This is a genomic window from Streptomyces sp. R33 (genome assembly GCF_041200175.1).
GTDB classification, from domain to species: domain Bacteria; phylum Actinomycetota; class Actinomycetes; order Streptomycetales; family Streptomycetaceae; genus Streptomyces; species Streptomyces katrae_B.
In genome coordinates, this window is the sequence record NZ_CP165727.1 from 3,071,434 (window position 1) to 3,090,199 (window position 18,766).

An 18,766-nucleotide genomic window follows, 5' to 3' on the forward strand; every position below is an offset into this window, starting at 1 on the left:
GTCGGTCACAGCTTCGGCGCAATCTCTTCGGTCCAGATCCGGGTCCGCTCCTCCTGCGACATGTGGCAGGCGGACCAGTGCCGGCTGTCGTCCTCGGTGAGCTCGGGCCGCTGGGTGCGGGTGATGCCGCCCTTGGGGACGTCGGCGTACGGGCAGCGCGGGTTGAAGGCACAGCCGCTCGGGATGTTGATGAGGCTGGGCGGCGAGCCCTTGACCGGGATCAGGCGCTCGGTCTGCTCGCGGTCGATGCGCGGCATGGAGCCGAGCAGGCCCCAGGTGTACGGGTGGCGGGGTTCGTAGAAGACCTTCTCGGCGGTACCGCGCTCGACGCACCGGCCGCCGTACATCACGAGGATCTCGTCGGCCATCTCGGCGACCACGCCCAGGTCGTGCGTGATCATGATGACCGCGGAGCCGAACTCCTTCTGCAGGTCGCGGATCAGGTCGAGGATCTGCGCCTGGACGGTGACGTCCAGGGCGGTGGTCGGCTCGTCCGCGATGAGCAGTTCGGGGTTGTTGACCAGCGCCATCGCGATCATCGCGCGCTGGCGCATACCACCGGAGAACTCGTGCGGGTACGCGTCCACGCGCCGGTGGGGCTCCGGGATGCCGACCCGGTCGAGCATCTCGACCGCACGGGTGCGGGCGGTCTTCTTGTCGACGTCCTGGTGGGTCCGGTACGCCTCGATGATCTGCTTGCCGACCGAGTAGTACGGGTGCATCGCGGACAGCGGGTCCTGGAAGACCATCGCCATCTTGCGGCCGCGCAGCTTGCGCACGTGGTCCGCGTCGGCGCGTACGAGGTCCTCGCCGTCGAGCACGACCTGGCCCGAGATGTCCGGGCGGCTGCGGGCGTTGCCGGTGCGGTGCAGGCCCATGATGGCCAGCGAGGTCACCGACTTGCCGGAGCCGGACTCGCCGACGATGCCGAGCGTCTTGCCGCGCTCGAGGTCGAAGGAGAGCCCGTCGACGGACTTGACCAGGCCGTCGTCGGTCGGGAAGTGCACCTTGAGGTCGCGTACGGAGAGGAACGCGCCCTCCTTGGGGGGCCCGGCCTGCTCGGGGACGAACGCGGGCCCGCCGGAGGTGCTCTCGCCGGAGGCGGTGGTGGGGTTCTCGGTCACGTCAGCCTCACGCGCGGGTCGATGACGGCGTACAGCAGGTCCACGATCAGGTTGGCCATCACCACGAAGAGCGCGGCGAGCAGGGTGACGCCCATGATCACGGGCAGGTCGCCCTGGCCGATGGCGGCCACGGCCGCCGTCCCCAGACCCTGGAAGTTGAAGGTCGTCTCGGTGAGCACCGCGCCGCCGAGGAGTCCGCCGAGGTCCAGGCCGAACATCGTGACGATCGGGGTGAGGGTGGAGCGCAGGGCGTGCTTGCGGATGACCACGCCCTCCTTGAGCCCCTTGGCGCGGGCGGTGCGGATGTAGTCCTCGCCGAGGACCTCGAGCATCGTGGCGCGGGTGATGCGGGCGTAGGTGGCGGCGAAGAGGAAGGCCAGGGTGATCCAGGGCAGGATCAGGGAGTTGAGCCAGGCCACCGGGTCTTCGGTGAACGGTTTGTAGTTGGACACGTCCAGCCAGCCGAGGCTGTAGACGAAGATCGCGGGAGCCACCATGCCGGTGAAGAAGATCGGCAGGGAGACACCGGCGAGCGCGCCGACCATCACGGTGCGGTCGATGGCCGTCCGGCGTTTGAGCGCCGAGATGACACCGGTCGCCACACCGGCGATCACCCAGATGACCGCCGCGCCGAGGGCGAGCGAGAGGGTGACCGGCATGCGGTCGACCATGGTCTCCCAGACGGGAGCCTCGGTCTTGAAGGAGTAGCCGAAGCACGGGGCGGCGCAGTGGGTGACATCCGTGCCGCCGTCGTAGTCACGGCCGACGAAGATGCCCTTGACGAAGGTCAGGTACTGCTCGGAGATGGGCTTGTCGAAGCCCATCTTCACGCGGATGCCCGCCAGGGCGGTCTCGTTGGTCTCGCGGCCGGCGTACATCAGGGCCGGATCGCTGCCTGTGAGCTTGGGGACCGCGAAGAAGATGCCGAAGGTGACCACGGAGACCACCAGCAGCGTGGCGACGACGTTGAACAGCCGCCGTATGAGGTAGACGAGCACTGCAGTCGGCCGCCCGGGGCGGGCGGCTGCCGTCCCTCGTGGGGACGGCAGCCGCCGCCTGCGGCCTTCACCTGCCCTTCGGACTAGCGCATGTGCGGTGAAGGCACTTGCCTGTTGTTACGTGACGACTCGACGACTCGACTACTTGGCGGCGATGCCGACGGTGGCCAGGTCGATCTTGCCCATGGAGTCGTTGAAGTAGACGTTCGTCAGACGCGGGTTGTGGTAGACGAAGGCCTTGTCGAAGTTGATGGGAAGGTAGAGGGCCTTCTCCATGACCTTCTTGTTGATGTCCGTGTAGAACGGAGCAGCGGCTTCCGGAGTCGCGGCGGCCGCAGCCGTCTTGAAGAGCTCGTTGATCTCCGGGTCGTTGATCATCGTGTAGTTGTTGTTGGCGTTCGGCTGGATGAACTTGCCGTCGACGAGCGGCTGCAGGAAGCCCGAGCCGGAGTTGTAGTCGGCGCCCCAGCCCATCACGATGATGCCGTAGTTCTTCTTCTTCACGTTCTCGGGCGAACCGATCGTGGAGGAGGAGAGCTTGCCGTCGTACTGGTCGATGGTGACCTTGATGCCGACCTTGGCGAGCGACGCCTGCAGGGACTCGGCGGTCTTCACCTCGGGGGCGCGGTTGTTGCGCACCGCGATGGTGGTCTCGAACCCGTCCGGCTTGCCACAGGCCTTGAGGGCCTCCTTGGCCTTGGCCTCCTGCGGCTCGCCCTTGGTCAGGTTGTACGGGTCGTAGCTCTTGTCCGAACCGGGGATGCCGGGCGGCAGCATGTTCGCGCCCAGGTCACCGCTGGTCGGGCCGCCGCGGGCGGTCTGCAGGGACTTCGGGTCGGCCGCGTAGATGACGGCCTTGCGGCACTCGATGTTGTCGAACGGCGCGACCGTGGTCGGGAAGGCGAAGTAGCGGATGTAGCCCGTGAACGGGTTGTCCGCGTTCTTCTTCAGGTTCTCGTCCTTGAGGACCTTGTTCTTGCCGGCCTGCTGCATGCCCGTGCCGTCGATGGCGAGGTCGATGTCGCCCGACAGCAGACGCGCGTCCATGTCGTCCGGGTTGGTGGTCACCGTGAACGAGACCTTGTCCGGCAGACCCTTGCGGATCGTGTCGGTCTTCGGGTCCCAGTTCTCGTTGCGGACGAAGGTCGCGCCCTTGCTCGCGGTGAAGCTCTCGACCTTGTACGGGCCGGTGGAGACCGGCTTGTTGGTGTACGTGGCGCCCGTGTCCTTGGCCGCCGGGACCGGCGAGGAGGACGGCATGGCCAGCAGGTAGCTGAAGTCGGAGTTGGCGCTCGCCAGGTTGAAGACGATCGTCTTGTCGTCCGGCGTCTCGACGGACTTCAGACCCATCTTGTTGGGGTCGGTGTCCTTGTACGGACCGGGGTACTTCTGGCCCTGGTCGAGCAGGTCGATCAGGTAGGTGGGACCGCCGGACAGCACGTCCTGCGCGAAGACGCGCTCGATGCCGTACTTGAAGTCCTTCGAGGTGATCGGCGTACCGTCCTCGAACTTCACGCCGTCCTTGATCTTGAGGGTGTACGTCTTGCCCTCGTTGCTCAGGACCGGCAGGGCCTCGGCGAGGTCCGGGACGATCTTGCTGCCGTCCTTGCCCGGCTTGCTGTCGTACGCGAGCAGCTGGCGCACGTAGAGGCGCTGGATGTCCCACACGAAGCCGTAGTAGGCACGCGCCGGGTCGAGGTAGTCGACGTCCTGCGGCGACCAGAGCTTGAGCTCGCCGCCCTTGGCGTCCGAGGGGTTCACCATGCCGGTGGTCGCGGCGTTGAAGGCAGCGCCACCGCCGCCCTTGCCCTCGGACTTCTTGTCGCCGTCACTGCCACCGCACGCGGCGGTCAGGGACAGGGCGGCGATCACGGCGGTGATCGCGAATGCCTGCTTTCTGCGGATCACGTTGGTCCAACCTCCATAGGTGGGTGAATCGATGAAGCGGTTCAGCTGCCCTTGGGGTCGAGTGCGTCACGCAGCCCGTCCCCGAAGAGGTTGAACGCCAGGACGGTGATGAAGATCGTGATACCCGGGACCACCATGTACGCGGGGTCGTCCTGGTAGATGGGGATGGCGTCGGAGAGCATCTTTCCCCAGGAGGCGGTGGGCGGCTTGACGCCGGCACCGAGGAAGCTGAGGGCCGCCTCCGTCAGGATGTTGGTCGGGATGAGCAGCGTCGAGTAGACGAGGATCGGCGCGACCAGATTGGGCAGCAGCTCCTTGATCAGGATGTAGCCGCGGCCCGCCCCGAGGCTGCGGGCGGCCTCGACGTACTCGCGCTCCCGCAGGGAGATCGTCTGGCCCCGGACGATACGGCCGATGTACGGCCAGCCGAAGAAGCCGATGACGACGATCAGTACGCCCATCCGTACGCCCGAACCCTCGAACCCCCAGAGGGAGTTGGGGACGACGGAGACCAGGGCGATGGTGAACAGCAGCTGCGGGAAGGCCAGCAGCAGGTCCATCAGACGGCTGATGATGCCGTCGACCCAGCCGCCGAGGAACCCGGCGAGGGCGCCGAGCAGGCTGCCTATGGTGACCGACACGAAGGCCGACAGGAAGGCGACGACCAGGGAGATGCGGGCGCCGTAGACGATCCGGCTGAACACGTCGCGGCCGTTGGTGGGTTCGACGCCGAGCAGGAAGTCGGAGCTCATCCCGCCGAAGGATCCGAGCGGTGTGCCCAGGTCCGGGTCGATCAAGTCCTCGTGGAACTCGTTGGGCGGGTGGCCCAGCAGGCTCACGATCTGCGGTGCGAAGACCGCCACCAGGATCAGGAAGATCACGACCACGCCGCCGGTCAGCGCGACCTTGTCGCGCTTGAGCCGCATCCAGGCGATGCGGCCGGGCGAGCGGCCTTCGATGGCCTTGGCAGGGACGTCGGCTACGGACACGGGTGCGGGTGATTCCGCGCTCGTGTCATGCAGTGGTGCCGTCATCGTGGTGGGGACCCCTCTCGGCCGACGGGTTGCCGGCCCATGCCCGCCGCTGTGGCGGCGTTGGTGCGGAGTGGCGCTCGGAGTGCGTGGTGACACGCAGGACGCGTGCTGAGGTGCAAGAACTGCAGGAAGTGCTGTGCAAAGCCACAAGCAAAATTCATGTACGGAACCGGTCTTCGAAGGACTGACCGGCTCTTGGGTGGGGAGTCTTCATCGGCGCTGCGATCAGCCGCCAGACCCGCAGATGAATGGATGCGCAACCGTGATGTGAGGGTCGAGTTCCCGTTATCCGGACTTCGCTCTCGCCTGAGCGGATCAAGACCGTCCGTTCGGTACGCAATCGGACATGGCGCCCAACTCGCGGTAGGAGCATGCGTTTTGGCTCCACAACAGCGATGAAATCCGGACAAGCCGAAGGCCGCAGGGAACGGTGGTTCCCTGCGGCCTCAGGTCTTCCGGACACGGCTGTCTCAGTGGCCGGGCAGACCCCGGCGGGCAGCCCCGGGTCAGTACGCGGGGGCCTGGCCCTCGCGGTCGTAGAAAGGGCGGCTCTGGGCGCGCAGCCACATCGCGACGGGATCGTGCTCGTCCGCCAGCGCCACCGTGCACACCGGCACGCCCTCGGGGACCGCGCCGACCGACTGGCGCATCATCTCCCGTACGGATTCCAGCGCGGGCCCGGAGGCGTCGTACAGGTCGAGCCCGACCGCGAGGTAGGGCGAGCCCAGCGAGGGCTGCACCCAGGCGCGGCGCAGCGAGCGGACGGCGGGGGTGCGGTGCGCGTGCTGGGTCAGCAGCCCGTAGAACTGCGGGAGCTCCAGGGCGGGCTCGGACAGCCGCAGCGGGCCGGCCGGCATCCGGTCGAGACCGGTGGCGATCCGGCGCAGGTCGGCCCAGGGGATGCCGAGGCCGCCGCCCTGGGCGTGCGGGTTGAGCCACAGGCCCCAGCGGTCCGGGTAGAGGGCGCGGGCGATGTCCCGGCCGGTGACCACCTCGTAGCCCCGGCTCCAGCCGCTGGCGGCCAGTTCCTGGGGGGAGGTCACGCACGGCGCGTACCCGAGGCCCTCGACCTCCATGCCGCCGTACTGGGCGTCCGGGGAGCCCGGCTGCCCCTGCCAGAGCAGCATCCACAGGCGGCCCTCGGCGAGGGCGTGCAGAAGCGACTCGTAGCTCTCGTAGCGCCCGGGAGTCACCTGGCGCAACATGTGCTCGAGCTGCCCGGCCGCGGCCGTGCCTGACGCACTCACCCGGTACTCCTTCTTCGTCTGCCCGTCGTCCCACCCGTATCCGCACCCAGCTTAAGCGGCCCTACGGCAGGTAGAAGGGGCGTACGCGCGTAACGATGAAGTCGACCACCGGGTCCTGCGCGGCGTCCAGGAGGATCAACTGCACGGGCCAGGGCGGCGGTACCCGGGTCAGGGCCCGGCCGAGGGCGTCCATCGGGGCGTTCCGCATCTCGGGCTCCCATCCCAGCAGCCGGACGCCGATGTAGAGCTCCGGGTCCCCGCCCTCGACGCTGGCGAGGCAGCGGTGGGCGGCGGCGACCACGCCGGTCGCGCGGAACTCCTCGGCGGCGGCGGTCAGGAAGTCCACCGGGTCTTCCTGCCAGTCGGGCTCGTAGAGCCGGACGCGGCCGCCGGTGGCGGGGCCGTCGAGCGGGGTCCGGCCGATGCGGCAGAGCTCCGCAACGGCGGGCGGGGGCAGCGGGACGCCGACGGCGCCCTCGGGGTTCACGGCGATGCCGAGCTGCGGGGGCAGCCCCCGGGCGAACTCGACGGCCGGGGCGACGGCGAAGTCCATGGCGGGTCCGGCGCAGGCGCGGAACTGGGCCTCGGAGCTGTAGACGGGGACGTACGCGGCCCCGGCGATCTCCATGGTGGGGAGCACGAGGCCGGCCGCGTCCGGGCCGCCACCGCCGGGCAGGGGCACCCAGAGCAGGCTCCGGCCGAGCACCTCGACGATCCGGGCCCCGGCGTCCGCCTGCCCGAGCGCCGCCCCGAGCACCTGCTCCAGCTCGTTGTCCGGCCAGCCGCCGCCCTGCATGTACGCCTCCGTTGATTTCGCCCCACGCTGTCGGCCCGAGGTTAACGGCTCGCGCCCCGCCCTCTTCCGGGGGCTATGCCGAGTCCTGCCGGAACGCTATGCGGGTCACGGACGCGGCCGAGCCGCGGTCCAGGAGGACCGCCGACGTGCAGCCCGCGGGGAGGCGGCCCGATTCCGCTTCGCGCAGCAGCCGGGCCACCGCGCCCCGATGGCGGGCGAAGGCGTACGCCGACACCCCCCGCCCCCGCGCCGCCTGCCCGGACAGGGCCTCCTCGGGGGTGGTGTCCAGCAGCAGCAGGTGCAGCGCCCGGCCCCGCCGCCGTGCGGCCGCGGCCAGCAGGCTCCGCACCCAGCTCTGCGTCCCGCAGTCGTGCACCACCGCGGAGGCCCCGGAACGCAGCGTCCGCCACAGCCCCCAGTAGTGCGCGAAGCGGACCAGCGGCCGGTAGACCGCGTACGGCAGCGCCCGCGGCATCCGCCGCTCCCAGCGCTCGCGCACGTCCTGGGAGTCGATGCCGCCACCCTGCACCGCCCGCTTGATCAGCGTGCTCTTGCCGCCGCCGGGCAGGCCGGACACCACGACGATGTCCCCTTCGGCGAAGCCGAGCCACTGCGGTCCGTGCGGCCCCCGGCCGCGCAGGTCGCGTACGGGACCGCCGGCGGAGCGCGCCCGCCGCGCCGCCGGCACTCCCTCCACGGCTCCCGTCCCGGTCGCCGCCAGCACTCCGAATCTCCGCACAGTGATCGCCTTCCCCCATCGGGCCCGCAGGGCCCCTCATGCCCACTGAGTGTAAAGAGACGGTAATCCGGCACCGCCCGGTTCCGGCCTGAGCTTCCGGGCACCTGACCGGTCCGTACGTTCTTTCGGGCCCGACCGCCCGATCACCCGGACGGCGTGCAATGATGTGCGCCATCTGGACCAACTGCATACCGGCCGCTTGAATCCGCGCGGGAGAGTCCCGGCAGGCCGTGAGGCCGTGCCCGGGCGCCGAAGGAGCAAGTTCCTCCCTTGAATCTCTCAGGCCCCGTACCGCGTGGATGAGGCAGATCTGAAAAGCGAGCCGCGCCGCCGTCCCTCACGACGGCATCCGCGTGCGCTCCACCCAAGGTGCAAGTCGAGGTTCCCCGGGTCCGACCGGGAACTCTCGGCGAACCTCTCAGGTTCCGATGACAGATGGGGAGGATCGTCCTCGTCATGTCATGCCCTGGGACCCGGGAGCCACACCCATGAGCACTGCCCCCCGCCTGACCGCCCTCGATGCGCTGCACCGTTCGCTCGGTGCGACCATGACCGATTTCGCGGGCTGGGACATGCCCCTGCGGTACGCCAGTGAGCGCGACGAGCACAACGCCGTCCGCACCAAGGCCGGTCTGTTCGACCTGTCCCACATGGGCGAGATCACGCTGACCGGCCCGGAGGCCGTCAAGGCCCTGGACTACGCGCTGGTCGGCAACATCTCCACCGTCGGCGTCGGCCGCGCCCGCTACACGCACATCTGCCAGGAGGACGGCGGGATCGTCGACGACCTGATCGTCTACCGCCTGGGCGAGACCGAGTACATGGTCGTCGCGAACGCCTCCAACGCCCAGGTCGTCCTGGACGCCCTGACCGAGCGCGCCGCCGGGTTCGACACCGAGGTCCGCGACGACCGCGACGCGTACGCGCTGATCGCCGTCCAGGGCCCGGAGTCCCCCGGCATCCTCGCCTCCCTCACGGACGCCGACCTGGACGGCCTGAAGTACTACGCCGGCCTGCCGGGCACCGTCGCGGGCGTGCCCGCGCTGATCGCGCGTACGGGCTACACGGGCGAGGACGGCTTCGAGCTGTTCGTCGCCCCCGAGCACGCCGTCGAGCTGTGGCAGGCGCTGACCAAGGCCGGCGAGGGCGTCGGCCTGGTCCCGGCGGGCCTGTCCTGCCGGGACACCCTGCGCCTGGAGGCGGGCATGCCGCTGTACGGGCACGAGCTGACCACCTCCCTCACCCCGTTCGACGCGGGGCTGGGCCGGGTCGTGAAGTTCGAGAAGGAGGGCGAGTTCGTGGGCCGCGCCGCCCTGGAGGCCGCCGCCGAGCGCGCCGCCACGAACCCGCCGCGCAAGCTGGTCGGCCTGATCGCCGAGGGCCGCCGCGTCCCGCGCGCCGGCTTCCCCGTCGTGGCCGGCGGGCAGGTCATCGGCGAGGTCACGTCGGGTGCCCCGTCCCCGACGCTGGGCAAGCCGATCGCGATGGCGTACGTGGACGCGGCGCACGCCGCGCCCGGCACCTCCGGCGTCGGCGTGGACATTCGCGGTACGCATGAGCCGTACGAGGTCGTGGCCCTGCCGTTCTACAAGCGGCAGAAGTAGCGCCCGTACCCGTACCGGCTCCCCGTCGACGCCGTGAGCGCGTCGTACGGGCGCCGTACCGGCCGTCTCAGCACGCAAGACCACTGTTCGTATCCACTCCCCCGCATCCAGGAGAATCAGGTCATGAGCAACCCCCAGCAGCTGCGTTACAGCAAGGAGCACGAGTGGCTGTCGACCGCCGAGGACGGCGTCGCGACGGTCGGCATCACGGAGTTCGCGGCCAACGCGCTCGGTGACGTCGTCTACGCCCAGCTCCCCGAGGTCGGCGACACGGTGACCGCGGGCGAGACCTGCGGCGAGCTGGAGTCGACCAAGTCCGTCAGCGACCTGTACTCCCCCGTCACCGGTGAGGTCGTCGAGGCCAACCAGGACGTCGTGGACGACCCGGCGCTCGTGAACAGCGCCCCGTTCGAGGGCGGCTGGCTGTTCAAGGTGCGCGTCGCGGAGGAGCCGGCCGACCTGCTCTCCGCCGACGAGTACGCCAAGCTCACCGCCGGTAACTGACCCCAGGGGATCCTGATGTCCGTACTGAACACCCCCCTCCACGAGCTCGACCCCGACGTCGCCGCCGCCGTCGACGCCGAGCTCGCCCGCCAGCAGTCCACCCTGGAAATGATCGCGTCGGAGAACTTCGCTCCGGTCGCCGTCATGGAGGCCCAGGGCTCGGTCCTGACCAACAAGTACGCCGAGGGCTACCCGGGCCGCCGCTACTACGGCGGCTGCGAGCACGTCGACGTCGTCGAGCAGATCGCGATCGACCGCATCAAGGCGCTGTTCGGCGCCGAGGCCGCGAACGTCCAGCCGCACTCGGGTGCGCAGGCGAACGCGGCCGCGATGTTCGCGCTGCTGAAGCCGGGCGACACGATCATGGGCCTGAACCTGGCCCACGGCGGTCACCTGACCCACGGCATGAAGATCAACTTCTCCGGCAAGCTCTACAACGTGGTCCCGTACCACGTCGACGAGACCGGCGAGGTCGACATGGCCGAGGTCGAGCGCCTCGCCAAGGAGTCCAAGCCGCAGCTGATCGTCGCCGGCTGGTCCGCCTACCCGCGCCAGCTGGACTTCGCCGCCTTCCGCCGCATCGCGGACGAGGTCGGCGCGTACCTGATGGTCGACATGGCGCACTTCGCCGGCCTGGTGGCCGCGGGCCTGCACCCGAACCCGGTGCCGCACGCCCACGTCGTCACCACCACCACGCACAAGACCCTCGGCGGTCCGCGCGGCGGCGTCATCCTGTCGACGCAGGAGCTGGCCAAGAAGATCAACTCCGCGGTCTTCCCGGGTCAGCAGGGCGGCCCGCTGGAGCACGTGATCGCGGCCAAGGCGGTCTCCTTCAAGGTGGCGGCCTCGCCCGAGTTCAAGGAGCGCCAGGAGCGCACCCTCGAGGGCGCGAAGATCCTCGCCGAGCGCCTGGTCCAGGACGACGTCAAGGCCGTGGGCGTGGACGTCCTCACCGGCGGCACCGACGTGCACCTGGTCCTGGTCGACCTGCGCAACTCCGAGCTCGACGGGCAGCAGGCCGAGGACCGCCTCCACGAGGTCGGCATCACGGTCAACCGCAACGCGATCCCGAACGACCCGCGGCCGCCGATGGTCACCTCGGGTCTGCGGATCGGTACGCCGGCCCTCGCGACCCGCGGTTTCGACGCCGAGGCCTTCACCGAGGTCGCCGAGATCATCGCGCAGGCGCTGAAGCCGGCCTACGACAGCGAGGCCCTCAAGGCCCGCGTCTCCGCGCTCGCCGCGAAGTTCCCGCTGTACCCGTCGCTCTAGGTGACGGCTTGGGAGGGCCCGGCCTGGTGTCACAGGGCCGGGCCCTTCCTGTGTGACACGAGCCATACCCGAGCGCCGTCCGGCCACCATCTCGGGCAGACGAAACGTTCACCTCGCCACGTTAAGCTCGACTGTCGGACAAAATCCGAACAATCCCCCCTCGTACGTTCCACCCCGCCTGCCCCTCCACCCACGAGCAGACAAGGGAGTCCGCCACCGTGGCCATCTCCGTCTTCGACCTCTTCTCCATCGGCATCGGCCCCTCCTCCTCCCACACGGTCGGCCCGATGCGGGCCGCCCGCATGTTCGTGACGCGGCTGAAGAAGGACGGCGTGCTCGCCGAGACCGCCTCGGTGCGTGCCGAGCTGTTCGGCTCCCTCGGCGCGACCGGCCACGGCCATGGCACGCCCAAGGCGGTGCTCCTGGGCCTGGAGGGCCACTCCCCCCGCTCGGTGAACGTGGAGACGGCCGACGACGAGGTGGAGCGCATCCGCCGGAGCGGGCGCCTGCGCCTGCTCGGCACCGAGATCGGGAGCGCGCACGAGATCGCGTTCGACGAGCCGAACCAGCTGATCCTGCACCGCCGCCGGTCCCTGCCGTACCACGCGAACGGCATGACGCTCTTCGCGTACGACGCCTCGGGCGCCCCGCTGCTGGAGAAGACGTACTACTCGGTCGGCGGCGGCTTCGTGGTGGACGAGGACGCGGTCGGCGAGGACCGGATCAAGCTCGACGACACCGAGCTGAAGTACCCGTTCCGCAGCGGTGACGAGATGCTGCGCATGGCCCGGGACAGCGGCCTGTCGATCTCCGCGATGATGCTGGAGAACGAGAAGGCCTGGCGCACGGAGGAGGAGATCCGCGAGGGTCTGCTCGAGATCTGGCGCGTCATGCAGGCCTGCGTCGCGCGCGGCATGTCGCGCGAGGGCATCCTGCCGGGCGGCCTGAAGGTCCGGCGCCGGGCGGCGAACACGGCCCGCAAGCTCCGCTCCGAGGGCGACCCGCTGGCGCTGTCGATGGAGTGGATCACCCTCTACGCGATGGCCGTGAACGAGGAGAACGCCGCGGGCGGCCGGGTGGTCACCGCTCCGACGAACGGCGCCGCGGGCATCATCCCGGCGGTCCTGCACTACTACGTGAACTTCGTGCCCGGCGCCGACGAGGAGGGCGTGGTCCGCTTCCTGCTGGCGGCCGGTGCGATAGGCCTGCTCTTCAAGGAGAACGCCTCGATCTCCGGCGCCGAGGTCGGCTGCCAGGGCGAGGTCGGCTCGGCCTGCTCGATGGCGGCCGGCGCCCTCGCCGAGGTCCTGGGCGGCACCCCGGAGCAGGTCGAGAACGCGGCCGAGATCGGCATGGAGCACAACCTGGGCCTGACCTGCGACCCGGTCGGCGGCCTGGTCCAGATCCCGTGCATCGAGCGCAACGGCATGGCGGCGGTCAAGGCGGTCACGGCGGCGAAGATGGCGATGCGCGGCGACGGCACCCACAAGGTCTCCCTCGACAAGGTCATCAAGACCATGAAGGAGACGGGCGCCGACATGAAGATCAAGTACAAGGAGACCTCCCGCGGCGGTCTGGCGGTCAACGTCATCGAGTGCTGATCCGGCAGGCATGACGAGTGAGGGGCCCGGCGCCATGCGCCGGGCCCCTCCGCGTCGCCCCCACAACGGGCAGGACTCGCAGGTCATTTGAGGTTTGCGGGGAGTTGATCACGCTTGAGGGCGAACCCTCGACCGCAGGCTGGTTTCTCGATGATCCAGCAGGTCGCCACCGGTTCCGGGGCGTCCAACCAGAGCAACGGCGCCCAGGCCAACGGCGCCGGCTTCACCGCCATCGGGCAGTCCAACGACTCGTTCGTCTTCAACCCCGTCCCGTAACGGACCGGTGACGCAGCGGCCCGCCCTTCCCTGGAGGGCGGGCCGCTGCACGTTCCTGTGCGAAGACGGGCCCAGCGGCCCTCCGGGTCGGGACCTTCGGCCCGCGGGGGCGGCCTGGAGGTGGGCTAGCTTGCCCGGGAGGGCGGATTCCCCCCGTAAGCCGACAGAGAGGTGGAGCGCATGCACGGCGCGGACGGTATCGAGCACCACGTCCTCCCGCTCCGGCTGGAGGCCTCGCCCGCGCCCCTGCCGCTGCTCGGGGCCTTCACCTACCGCTGCGACCGGCCCTACCGAGCTGGCCCTCGACTTCCGGGGCGCCGGGATGCACGTGGCGCGCTGGGTGTTCTCCCGGGACCTGCTGCTCGACGGGGAGACCTGCGCGAGGGGCGAGGGGGACGTCCAGGTGTGGCCGCGGTGGCAGGGCAGGGAGCCGCGCGTGTTCCTCGCCTTCACCAACGGCGAGCGCAGCTGCGTGGTGTCCGCCCGGGCGAAGGACGTGCGCGCGCTGTGCCGACGGCTGGTCGCGCTGGTGCCGCGGGGCGAGGAGCAGCGGTACTACGACCTCGACGCCGAGCTGAGCACGCTTCTGCCCCGGTAAATAGTGACCCGTCCCGTTTCTTTTGGTTTCGGGTGGTTTGGGTGCAACCATGAGCCCGCCGGGAGTGTCCTCAGCAGTGACACCGGTCCCCGCCTCCGAAGAATCAGGGGGACGTCATGAACCACCTCCGCCGCCGGCAGCTCGTGGCCCTTGCCACAGGTGCGCTGCTCACCGCCGGGATCACCCTCGCCGCGCCGGCCTCGGCCGTCGTCCGGCCCACGCCGCTCGTCGTCAATGCCCGCTGGGGCGGGCACTGCACGTACGACCGGATCGTCATCGACCTGCGGGGACACGTCCCCGGGGTCACCGTCACCCGCGTGCCGAAGCTGGTCCAGGACGGGTCCGGCAAGTCCGTCCCGCTGGCCGGGAAGCACTTCCTGCAGATCCGCCTGCATCCCGCCGCCGCGCACAACCGCGCGGGCGACAGCACGTACCACGGGCCGAAGCTCGTCAAGATCTACCTGCCCCAGCTCAAGGGGCTCGCGATGACCGGCGACTTCGAGGGGTACGTCACCTTCGGCGCCGCCTTCCACAGCAAGCCCTCCTTCACCTCCTTCAAGCTGCACGGGCCCGAGCGGTTCGTGCTGGACGTCGCGCACCGCAACGTGTGCCGGTGAAGCCGGGGGGTGGGCGGGTGCCCGGGGCGCCCGCCCACCCCCGCGTACGGGGTCAGGTCACCGGATGAACGCCCGGCCGCTGCCGGCGCAGCCGGAGTCGGCGCCGGCCGACGTACCGGCGTGAGAGGCAGCGCCTACCGGTGCTCGGGGTTCGGGAAGTCGAAGCGGCAGCCGGCGTCCCACTCCGAGCGCTGGTTGCCGTGCGCCGGGATCCCGCCGGAGCGCTTCAGCAGGGCCGCCAGGTGCATGAGGTTCCACGACATGAAGGTCGTGTTCCGGTTGGTGAAGTCGTTCTCGGGGCCGCCCGAGCCGGGGTCGAGGTACGAGGGCCCGGGCCCCGCCTCGCCGATCCAGCCCGCGTCGGCCTGCGGCGGGATGGCGTAGCCGAGGTGCTGGAGGCTGTAGAGGACGTTCATGGCGCAGTGCTTCACACCGTCCTCGTTGCCGGTGATCAGGGCGCCGCCGACACGGCCGTAATAGGCGTACTGGCCCTGGGCGTTCAGGATCGAGGAGCAGGCGTAGAGCCGCTCGATGACCTGCTTCATGACGGAGCTGTTGTCGCCGAGCCAGATGGGGCCGCACAGCACGAGGATGTCGGCGTCCATGATCTGGCTGTACAGGACGGGCCACTGGTCGGTTTCCCAGCCGTGGTCGGTCATGTCGGGCCAGACGCCGGTGGCGATGTCGTGGTCGACGGCGCGGATCAGCGAGGTCCGGGCGCCGGCCGCCGCCATGACGGCGCGGCTCCGGTCGATCAGGCCCTCGGTGTTGCTGGTCTCGGGCGACCGTTTGAGGGTGCAGTTGACGTAGACGGCGGTCAGGTCGGAGTAGTCGTAGTCGGCGGCCACGCCGCCAGCCTGGGGGCCGGCCGGCGGCGCCGCCACCGGGCCGCAGCCGTTCGGGGCGCCGGTCCGGGCCCGTTCGGCCCGCGCCGTTCGGGCCGGGTTGGTACCGGTCCGTCCGTCCGACTAGGGTCAGCTGGCCTTGGTGTACGGGAAACCGGTGGGAAACCGGTGCGGCCCTCGCCACTGTGAACGGGAAGTCCGGCTCCACTCCTTCGGGAAGCCACTGGGCGGCGCGGGAGGACCCGCACCGCCCGGGAAGGCGGAGCCAGGGCATCAGCACCCGTGAGCCAGGAGACCGGCCGGGGCGCGTTGTCCATCCACGAGGTGCTGGAGAGGTCTCCCTACCCATGCATATAGCCGAGGGGTTCCTGCCCCCTTTGCACGCGGTCGCCTGGGGCGCCGCATCCGCTCCCTTCGTCGTCCACGGTGTCCGCGCCCTCACCCGCGAGGTGAAGGCCAACCCGGAGAGCACACTGCTGCTCGGGGCGTCCGGAGCGTTCACGTTCGTCCTGTCCGCATTGAAGATCCCGTCGGTGACGGGCAGTTGCTCGCACCCCACGGGGACCGGGCTCGGCGCGATCCTGTTCCGGCCGCCGATCATGGCGGTGCTCGGCACGATCACCCTCCTCTTCCAGGCGCTGCTGCTGGCGCACGGCGGCCTGACCACCCTCGGCGCGAACGTCTTCTCGATGGCGATCGCCGGGCCGTGGGCGGGGTACGGGGTCTACCTGCTGCTGAAGCGCTTCGGCGTCCCGCTGATGGTGACCGTCTTCTTCGGCGCCTTCTTCGCCGACCTGGTCACGTACTGCGTGACCTCCGTGCAGCTGGCGCTGGCCTTCCCGGACCCGGGCAGCGGGTTCCTGGGCGCACTGGCGAAGTTCGGGGGCATCTTCGCCGTCACCCAGGTCCCGCTCGCGGTGAGCGAGGGCCTGCTGACGGTGCTCGTGATGCGGCTGCTCATGCAGTCGAGCAAGTCGGACCTGGTCCGGCTGGGCGTCGCGAAGCTGACCGGTCACAGCGAGCAGAAGACGGCGGTGTGATGACCATGAGCCGGAACGCGAAGATCAACGGCCTGCTGCTGCTCCTGGTGGCGGCGCTGGCCGTACTGCCGCTCGCGCTGGGGCTGGGCGAGGGCAAGGAGGAGCCGTTCACGGGCGCCGACGCGCAGGCGGAGGCGGCGATCAGCGAGCTGAAGCCGGACTACGAGCCGTGGTTCTCGCCGCTGTACGAACCCCCCTCCGGGGAGGTGGAGTCGGCGCTGTTCGCCCTCCAGGCGGCGCTCGGCGCGGGCGTGCTCGCGTACTACTTCGGCGTCCGCAAGGGCCGGCGGCAGGGCGCGGCTGCGGCGGCCGCCGCTGCGCCGGCGCCGGACGCCGCTGTGGCTGCGCCGGGCACCCCCGCCACGGAGTCGTAGGCGGTGCTGCCGATCGACGTGGCCGCGCACAGCAGTCGCTGGCGCGCCCGCCATCCGCTCGAGAAGGCCCTGCTGGGGCTGGGGCTGACGATCACCGCCGTGTGCCTGCCGCCCTGGCCCGGCGGACCGCTGGTCGGCGCGGCGACGCTGGCCGTGCTGCTGGGCCCGGCCGGTGTGGCCGGGCGGCAGCTGTGGCGGGCCTTCCGGATCCCACTGGGCTTCTGCGTCACCGGCGCGCTGCCGCTGCTGGTCGCCGTCGGCGGGCCGGCCGGGCTCGTCTCGCTCGCCCCGGACGGCCCCCGGCATGCCGCGGAGCTGCTGCTGCGGACCTCGGCGGCGTCCCTCGGGGTGCTGCTGTTCGCCTTCACGACGCCCGTCTCGGACGTCCTGCCCCGGCTGGTCCGGGCGGGGGTGCCGGCGCCGGTGGTGGACGTGGCCCTGGTCATGTACCGCATCGGCTTCCTGCTGCTGGACTCGATGGCCCAGGTCCGGCGCGCCCAGGCGGCCCGCCTGGGGCAGTCGGGCCGGGCCGCGGTGTGGCGTTCGCTGGCCGGGCTCGCCGCGACCTCGTTCGTACGGGCCTTCGACCGCGCGGCGCGGCTCCAGGTGGGCCTGGCCGGGCGCGGCTACAACGGCGCGCTGCGGGTCCTCGTACCGGAGGCGGCCCTGTCGTGGCGGTTCCTGGCGGCCTCGGGGGCCCTGCTGGCGGCCTTGATCACCCTGACTCTCACCCTGAAGGGATTGTCCCTGTGAACCCGTTGGTGGAACTGGCCGGTGCGGGCTACGCGTACGAGGACGGCCCGGCGGTGCTGTCCGGCGTGGACTTCGCCATCGCGGAGGGCCGGGCGCTGGTCCTGCTGGGCCGCAACGGCAGCGGCAAGACCACGCTGATGCGGCTGCTGAGCGGGGGCCTGCGGCCAGGCTCGGGGTCGCTGCGCCTGGACGGAACGGCGGTGTCGTACGACCGGGCGGGTCTGGTCCGGCTGCGTACGTCCGTGCAGCTGGTGGTCCAGGACCCGGACGACCAGCTGTTCGCCGCTTCGGTGGAGCAGGACGTGTCCTTCGGCCCGATGAACATGGGGCTGGCGGTGGACGAGGTCCGGGCCCGGGTGGAGTCCGCACTCGCCGCGCTGGACATCACGGCGCTGCGGGACCGCCCGACGCACCTGCTCTCGTACGGGCAGCGCAAGCGCGCGGCGATCGCGGGCGCGGTGGCGATGGCTCCGCGGGTGCTGATCCTGGACGAGCCGACGGCGGGCCTGGACCCGGACGGTCAGGAGCGGCTGCTGGACGTCCTGGCGGGGCTGCGGGCGGCCGGTACGACGGTGGTCATGGCCACGCACGACGTCGACCTGGCGGTCCGCTGGGCCGACGACGCGGCGGTGCTGACCCCGTCGGGCATCCGCGTCGGCCCCGCGCAGGCCCTCCTCTCGGACCCGGAGCTCCTGGTCTCGGCGGGCCTGCGCCAGGCCTGGTCCCCTGCGGTGACGTCGTTCCTCCGCGCCCACGGCCTCCTGCCCCCGCACACCCCGGGCCCGAAGACCCCGGAGGCCCTGGCCGCCTGGCAGTAGCGTCCGTCCCTCCCCTCCCTAGGATGGCCGCATGTCCCTGCCGCACGCCATCCTGACCGCCCTGTTGGAGAAGCCCTCGTCGGGGCTGGAGCTGACCCGGCGGTTCGACAGGTCGATCGGGTACTTCTGGTCCGCGACGCACCAGCAGATCTACCGCGAGCTCGGCCGGCTGGAGGAGGCCGGGCTGATCCGGGCGCTGCCCAGCGAGGTGCCCGTACGGGGGCAGAAGAAGCAGTACGAGGTGTTGGCCGGCGGGAGCGCGGAGCTCGCGCGGTGGGTCGGCGAGAGCCAGGACCCGAAGGCCATCCGGGATCCGCTGCTGCTGCGGATCCGGGCGGCCGCCGTGGTGGGGCCGCACGGGCTGGCCGGGGAGCTGCGGCGCCATCTCGATCTGCACCGGCGGCAGTTGGCGGTCTACGAGGCGATCGAGGAGAAGGACTTCCCGCCGGAGCGGGACTCCGACGAGGACCGGCTGCGCCGGCTGGTGCTGCACGGCGGCATCGGCCTGGAGACGTTCTGGCTGCGCTGGCTGGAGGAGGCCCTGGGCGAGGTCGAGGACATGGCGCCGCCGCCCGGCGGACCCCACTCCTGACCCCGGGAAGCCCGCCGGGCAGCGCA

The 18,766-nt window shown here is 70.7% G+C and carries 20 protein-coding genes and 2 riboswitches; of the genes, 12 read left to right on the top strand and 8 right to left on the bottom strand.

The genetic code is table 11. The features are described from left to right. Nucleotides 1-5: 5 nt before the first annotated feature. The 7 genes from AB5J51_RS13790 to AB5J51_RS13820 form a co-directional block, all read right to left on the bottom strand. Nucleotides 6-1,007 (bottom strand): ABC transporter ATP-binding protein, encoded by a 1,002-nt coding sequence (locus tag AB5J51_RS13790; RefSeq protein WP_234381856.1) that lies wholly within the window; start codon nt 1,005-1,007, stop codon nt 6-8. Nucleotides 1,008-1,120: 113 nt separating this feature from the next. Beyond that, nucleotides 1,121-2,122, bottom strand: coding sequence for an ABC transporter permease (locus AB5J51_RS13795; RefSeq protein ID WP_206310772.1), 1,002 nt, complete (start codon nt 2,120-2,122; stop codon nt 1,121-1,123). Nucleotides 2,123-2,263: 141 nt separating this feature from the next. Continuing rightward, entirely contained in the window at nt 2,264-4,030 is a 1,767-nt protein-coding gene (locus AB5J51_RS13800; RefSeq protein WP_030295107.1) for an ABC transporter substrate-binding protein, read from the bottom strand. 41 nt (nt 4,031-4,071) lie between these two features. After that, nucleotides 4,072-5,064 (bottom strand): ABC transporter permease, encoded by a 993-nt coding sequence (locus tag AB5J51_RS13805; RefSeq protein ID WP_053784772.1) that lies wholly within the window; start codon nt 5,062-5,064, stop codon nt 4,072-4,074. Between the two features lie 506 nt (nt 5,065-5,570). After that, the gene (locus AB5J51_RS13810; protein WP_369777798.1) at nt 5,571-6,311 is read right to left on the bottom strand and encodes an enhanced serine sensitivity protein SseB C-terminal domain-containing protein; all 741 of its coding nucleotides are present in this window, start codon (nt 6,309-6,311) and stop codon (nt 5,571-5,573) included. A 61-nt stretch (nt 6,312-6,372) separates the two neighbouring features. Further along, entirely contained in the window at nt 6,373-7,107 is a 735-nt protein-coding gene (locus tag AB5J51_RS13815) for an enhanced serine sensitivity protein SseB (protein WP_053784770.1), read from the bottom strand. A gap of 73 nt (nt 7,108-7,180) precedes the next feature. Then, nucleotides 7,181-7,852 (bottom strand): AAA family ATPase, encoded by a 672-nt coding sequence (locus AB5J51_RS13820; protein ID WP_053784769.1) that lies wholly within the window; start codon nt 7,850-7,852, stop codon nt 7,181-7,183. 194 nt (nt 7,853-8,046) lie between these two features. Beyond that, nucleotides 8,047-8,150, top strand: a riboswitch (glycine riboswitch). A 184-nt stretch (nt 8,151-8,334) separates the two neighbouring features. Here AB5J51_RS13820 and gcvT point away from each other — a divergent pair. The 7 genes from gcvT (at nt 8,335) to AB5J51_RS13855 (ending at nt 14,318) form a co-directional block, all read left to right on the top strand. Next, on the top strand, nt 8,335-9,450 hold the full coding sequence (gene gcvT, locus AB5J51_RS13825) for a glycine cleavage system aminomethyltransferase GcvT (protein ID WP_133896821.1): 1,116 nt from the start codon (nt 8,335-8,337) through the stop codon (nt 9,448-9,450). Between the two features lie 123 nt (nt 9,451-9,573). Further along, complete coding sequence (gcvH, locus tag AB5J51_RS13830; protein ID WP_053784767.1) at nt 9,574-9,954, top strand: glycine cleavage system protein GcvH; 381 nt, start codon at nt 9,574-9,576, stop codon at nt 9,952-9,954. Nucleotides 9,955-9,969: 15 nt separating this feature from the next. After that, nucleotides 9,970-11,226, top strand: a complete 1,257-nt coding sequence (glyA, locus tag AB5J51_RS13835; RefSeq protein ID WP_030295120.1) for a serine hydroxymethyltransferase — start codon at nt 9,970-9,972, stop codon at nt 11,224-11,226. A gap of 218 nt (nt 11,227-11,444) precedes the next feature. Then, nucleotides 11,445-12,827: an L-serine ammonia-lyase gene (locus tag AB5J51_RS13840; protein ID WP_053784766.1), complete on the top strand. Its 1,383-nt coding sequence runs from the start codon at nt 11,445-11,447 to the stop codon at nt 12,825-12,827. A 150-nt stretch (nt 12,828-12,977) separates the two neighbouring features. After that, the gene (locus tag AB5J51_RS13845; RefSeq protein WP_369777799.1) at nt 12,978-13,103 is read left to right on the top strand and encodes a hypothetical protein; all 126 of its coding nucleotides are present in this window, start codon (nt 12,978-12,980) and stop codon (nt 13,101-13,103) included. Nucleotides 13,104-13,110: 7 nt separating this feature from the next. Continuing rightward, entirely contained in the window at nt 13,111-13,701 is a 591-nt protein-coding gene (locus AB5J51_RS13850; RefSeq protein WP_369777800.1) for an SsgA family sporulation/cell division regulator, read from the top strand. 116 nt (nt 13,702-13,817) lie between these two features. After that, nucleotides 13,818-14,318 carry a hypothetical protein gene (locus AB5J51_RS13855; RefSeq protein ID WP_369777801.1) on the top strand — a complete coding sequence of 167 codons (501 nt, stop codon included), beginning with the start codon at nt 13,818-13,820 and terminating at the stop codon, nt 14,316-14,318. Nucleotides 14,319-14,452: 134 nt separating this feature from the next. Here AB5J51_RS13855 and AB5J51_RS13860 read toward each other — a convergent pair whose 3' ends face one another. Then, the gene (locus tag AB5J51_RS13860) at nt 14,453-15,166 is read right to left on the bottom strand and encodes a flavodoxin family protein (protein ID WP_030295126.1); all 714 of its coding nucleotides are present in this window, start codon (nt 15,164-15,166) and stop codon (nt 14,453-14,455) included. 120 nt (nt 15,167-15,286) lie between these two features. Further along, nucleotides 15,287-15,482: riboswitch (cobalamin riboswitch) on the top strand. A 28-nt stretch (nt 15,483-15,510) separates the two neighbouring features. Here AB5J51_RS13860 and AB5J51_RS13865 point away from each other — a divergent pair. From AB5J51_RS13865 to AB5J51_RS13885, 5 genes are read left to right on the top strand one after another with little or no spacing between them, the layout of a single operon-like run. Continuing rightward, nucleotides 15,511-16,203 (top strand): energy-coupling factor ABC transporter permease, encoded by a 693-nt coding sequence (locus tag AB5J51_RS13865; RefSeq protein ID WP_053784763.1) that lies wholly within the window; start codon nt 15,511-15,513, stop codon nt 16,201-16,203. Between the two features lie 5 nt (nt 16,204-16,208). Beyond that, nucleotides 16,209-16,577, top strand: coding sequence for an energy-coupling factor ABC transporter substrate-binding protein (locus tag AB5J51_RS13870; protein ID WP_136226165.1), 369 nt, complete (start codon nt 16,209-16,211; stop codon nt 16,575-16,577). Nucleotides 16,578-16,580: 3 nt separating this feature from the next. Beyond that, nucleotides 16,581-17,330 (top strand): cobalt ECF transporter T component CbiQ, encoded by a 750-nt coding sequence (gene cbiQ, locus AB5J51_RS13875; protein WP_053784762.1) that lies wholly within the window; start codon nt 16,581-16,583, stop codon nt 17,328-17,330. Continuing rightward, nucleotides 17,327-18,148, top strand: coding sequence for an ATP-binding cassette domain-containing protein (locus AB5J51_RS13880; protein ID WP_369777802.1), 822 nt, complete (start codon nt 17,327-17,329; stop codon nt 18,146-18,148). The genes cbiQ and AB5J51_RS13880 overlap by 4 nt, the downstream gene beginning before the upstream one ends. 31 nt (nt 18,149-18,179) lie before the next feature. Next, nucleotides 18,180-18,740, top strand: coding sequence for a PadR family transcriptional regulator (locus tag AB5J51_RS13885; RefSeq protein WP_053784760.1), 561 nt, complete (start codon nt 18,180-18,182; stop codon nt 18,738-18,740). Nucleotides 18,741-18,766: the final 26 nt, after the last annotated feature.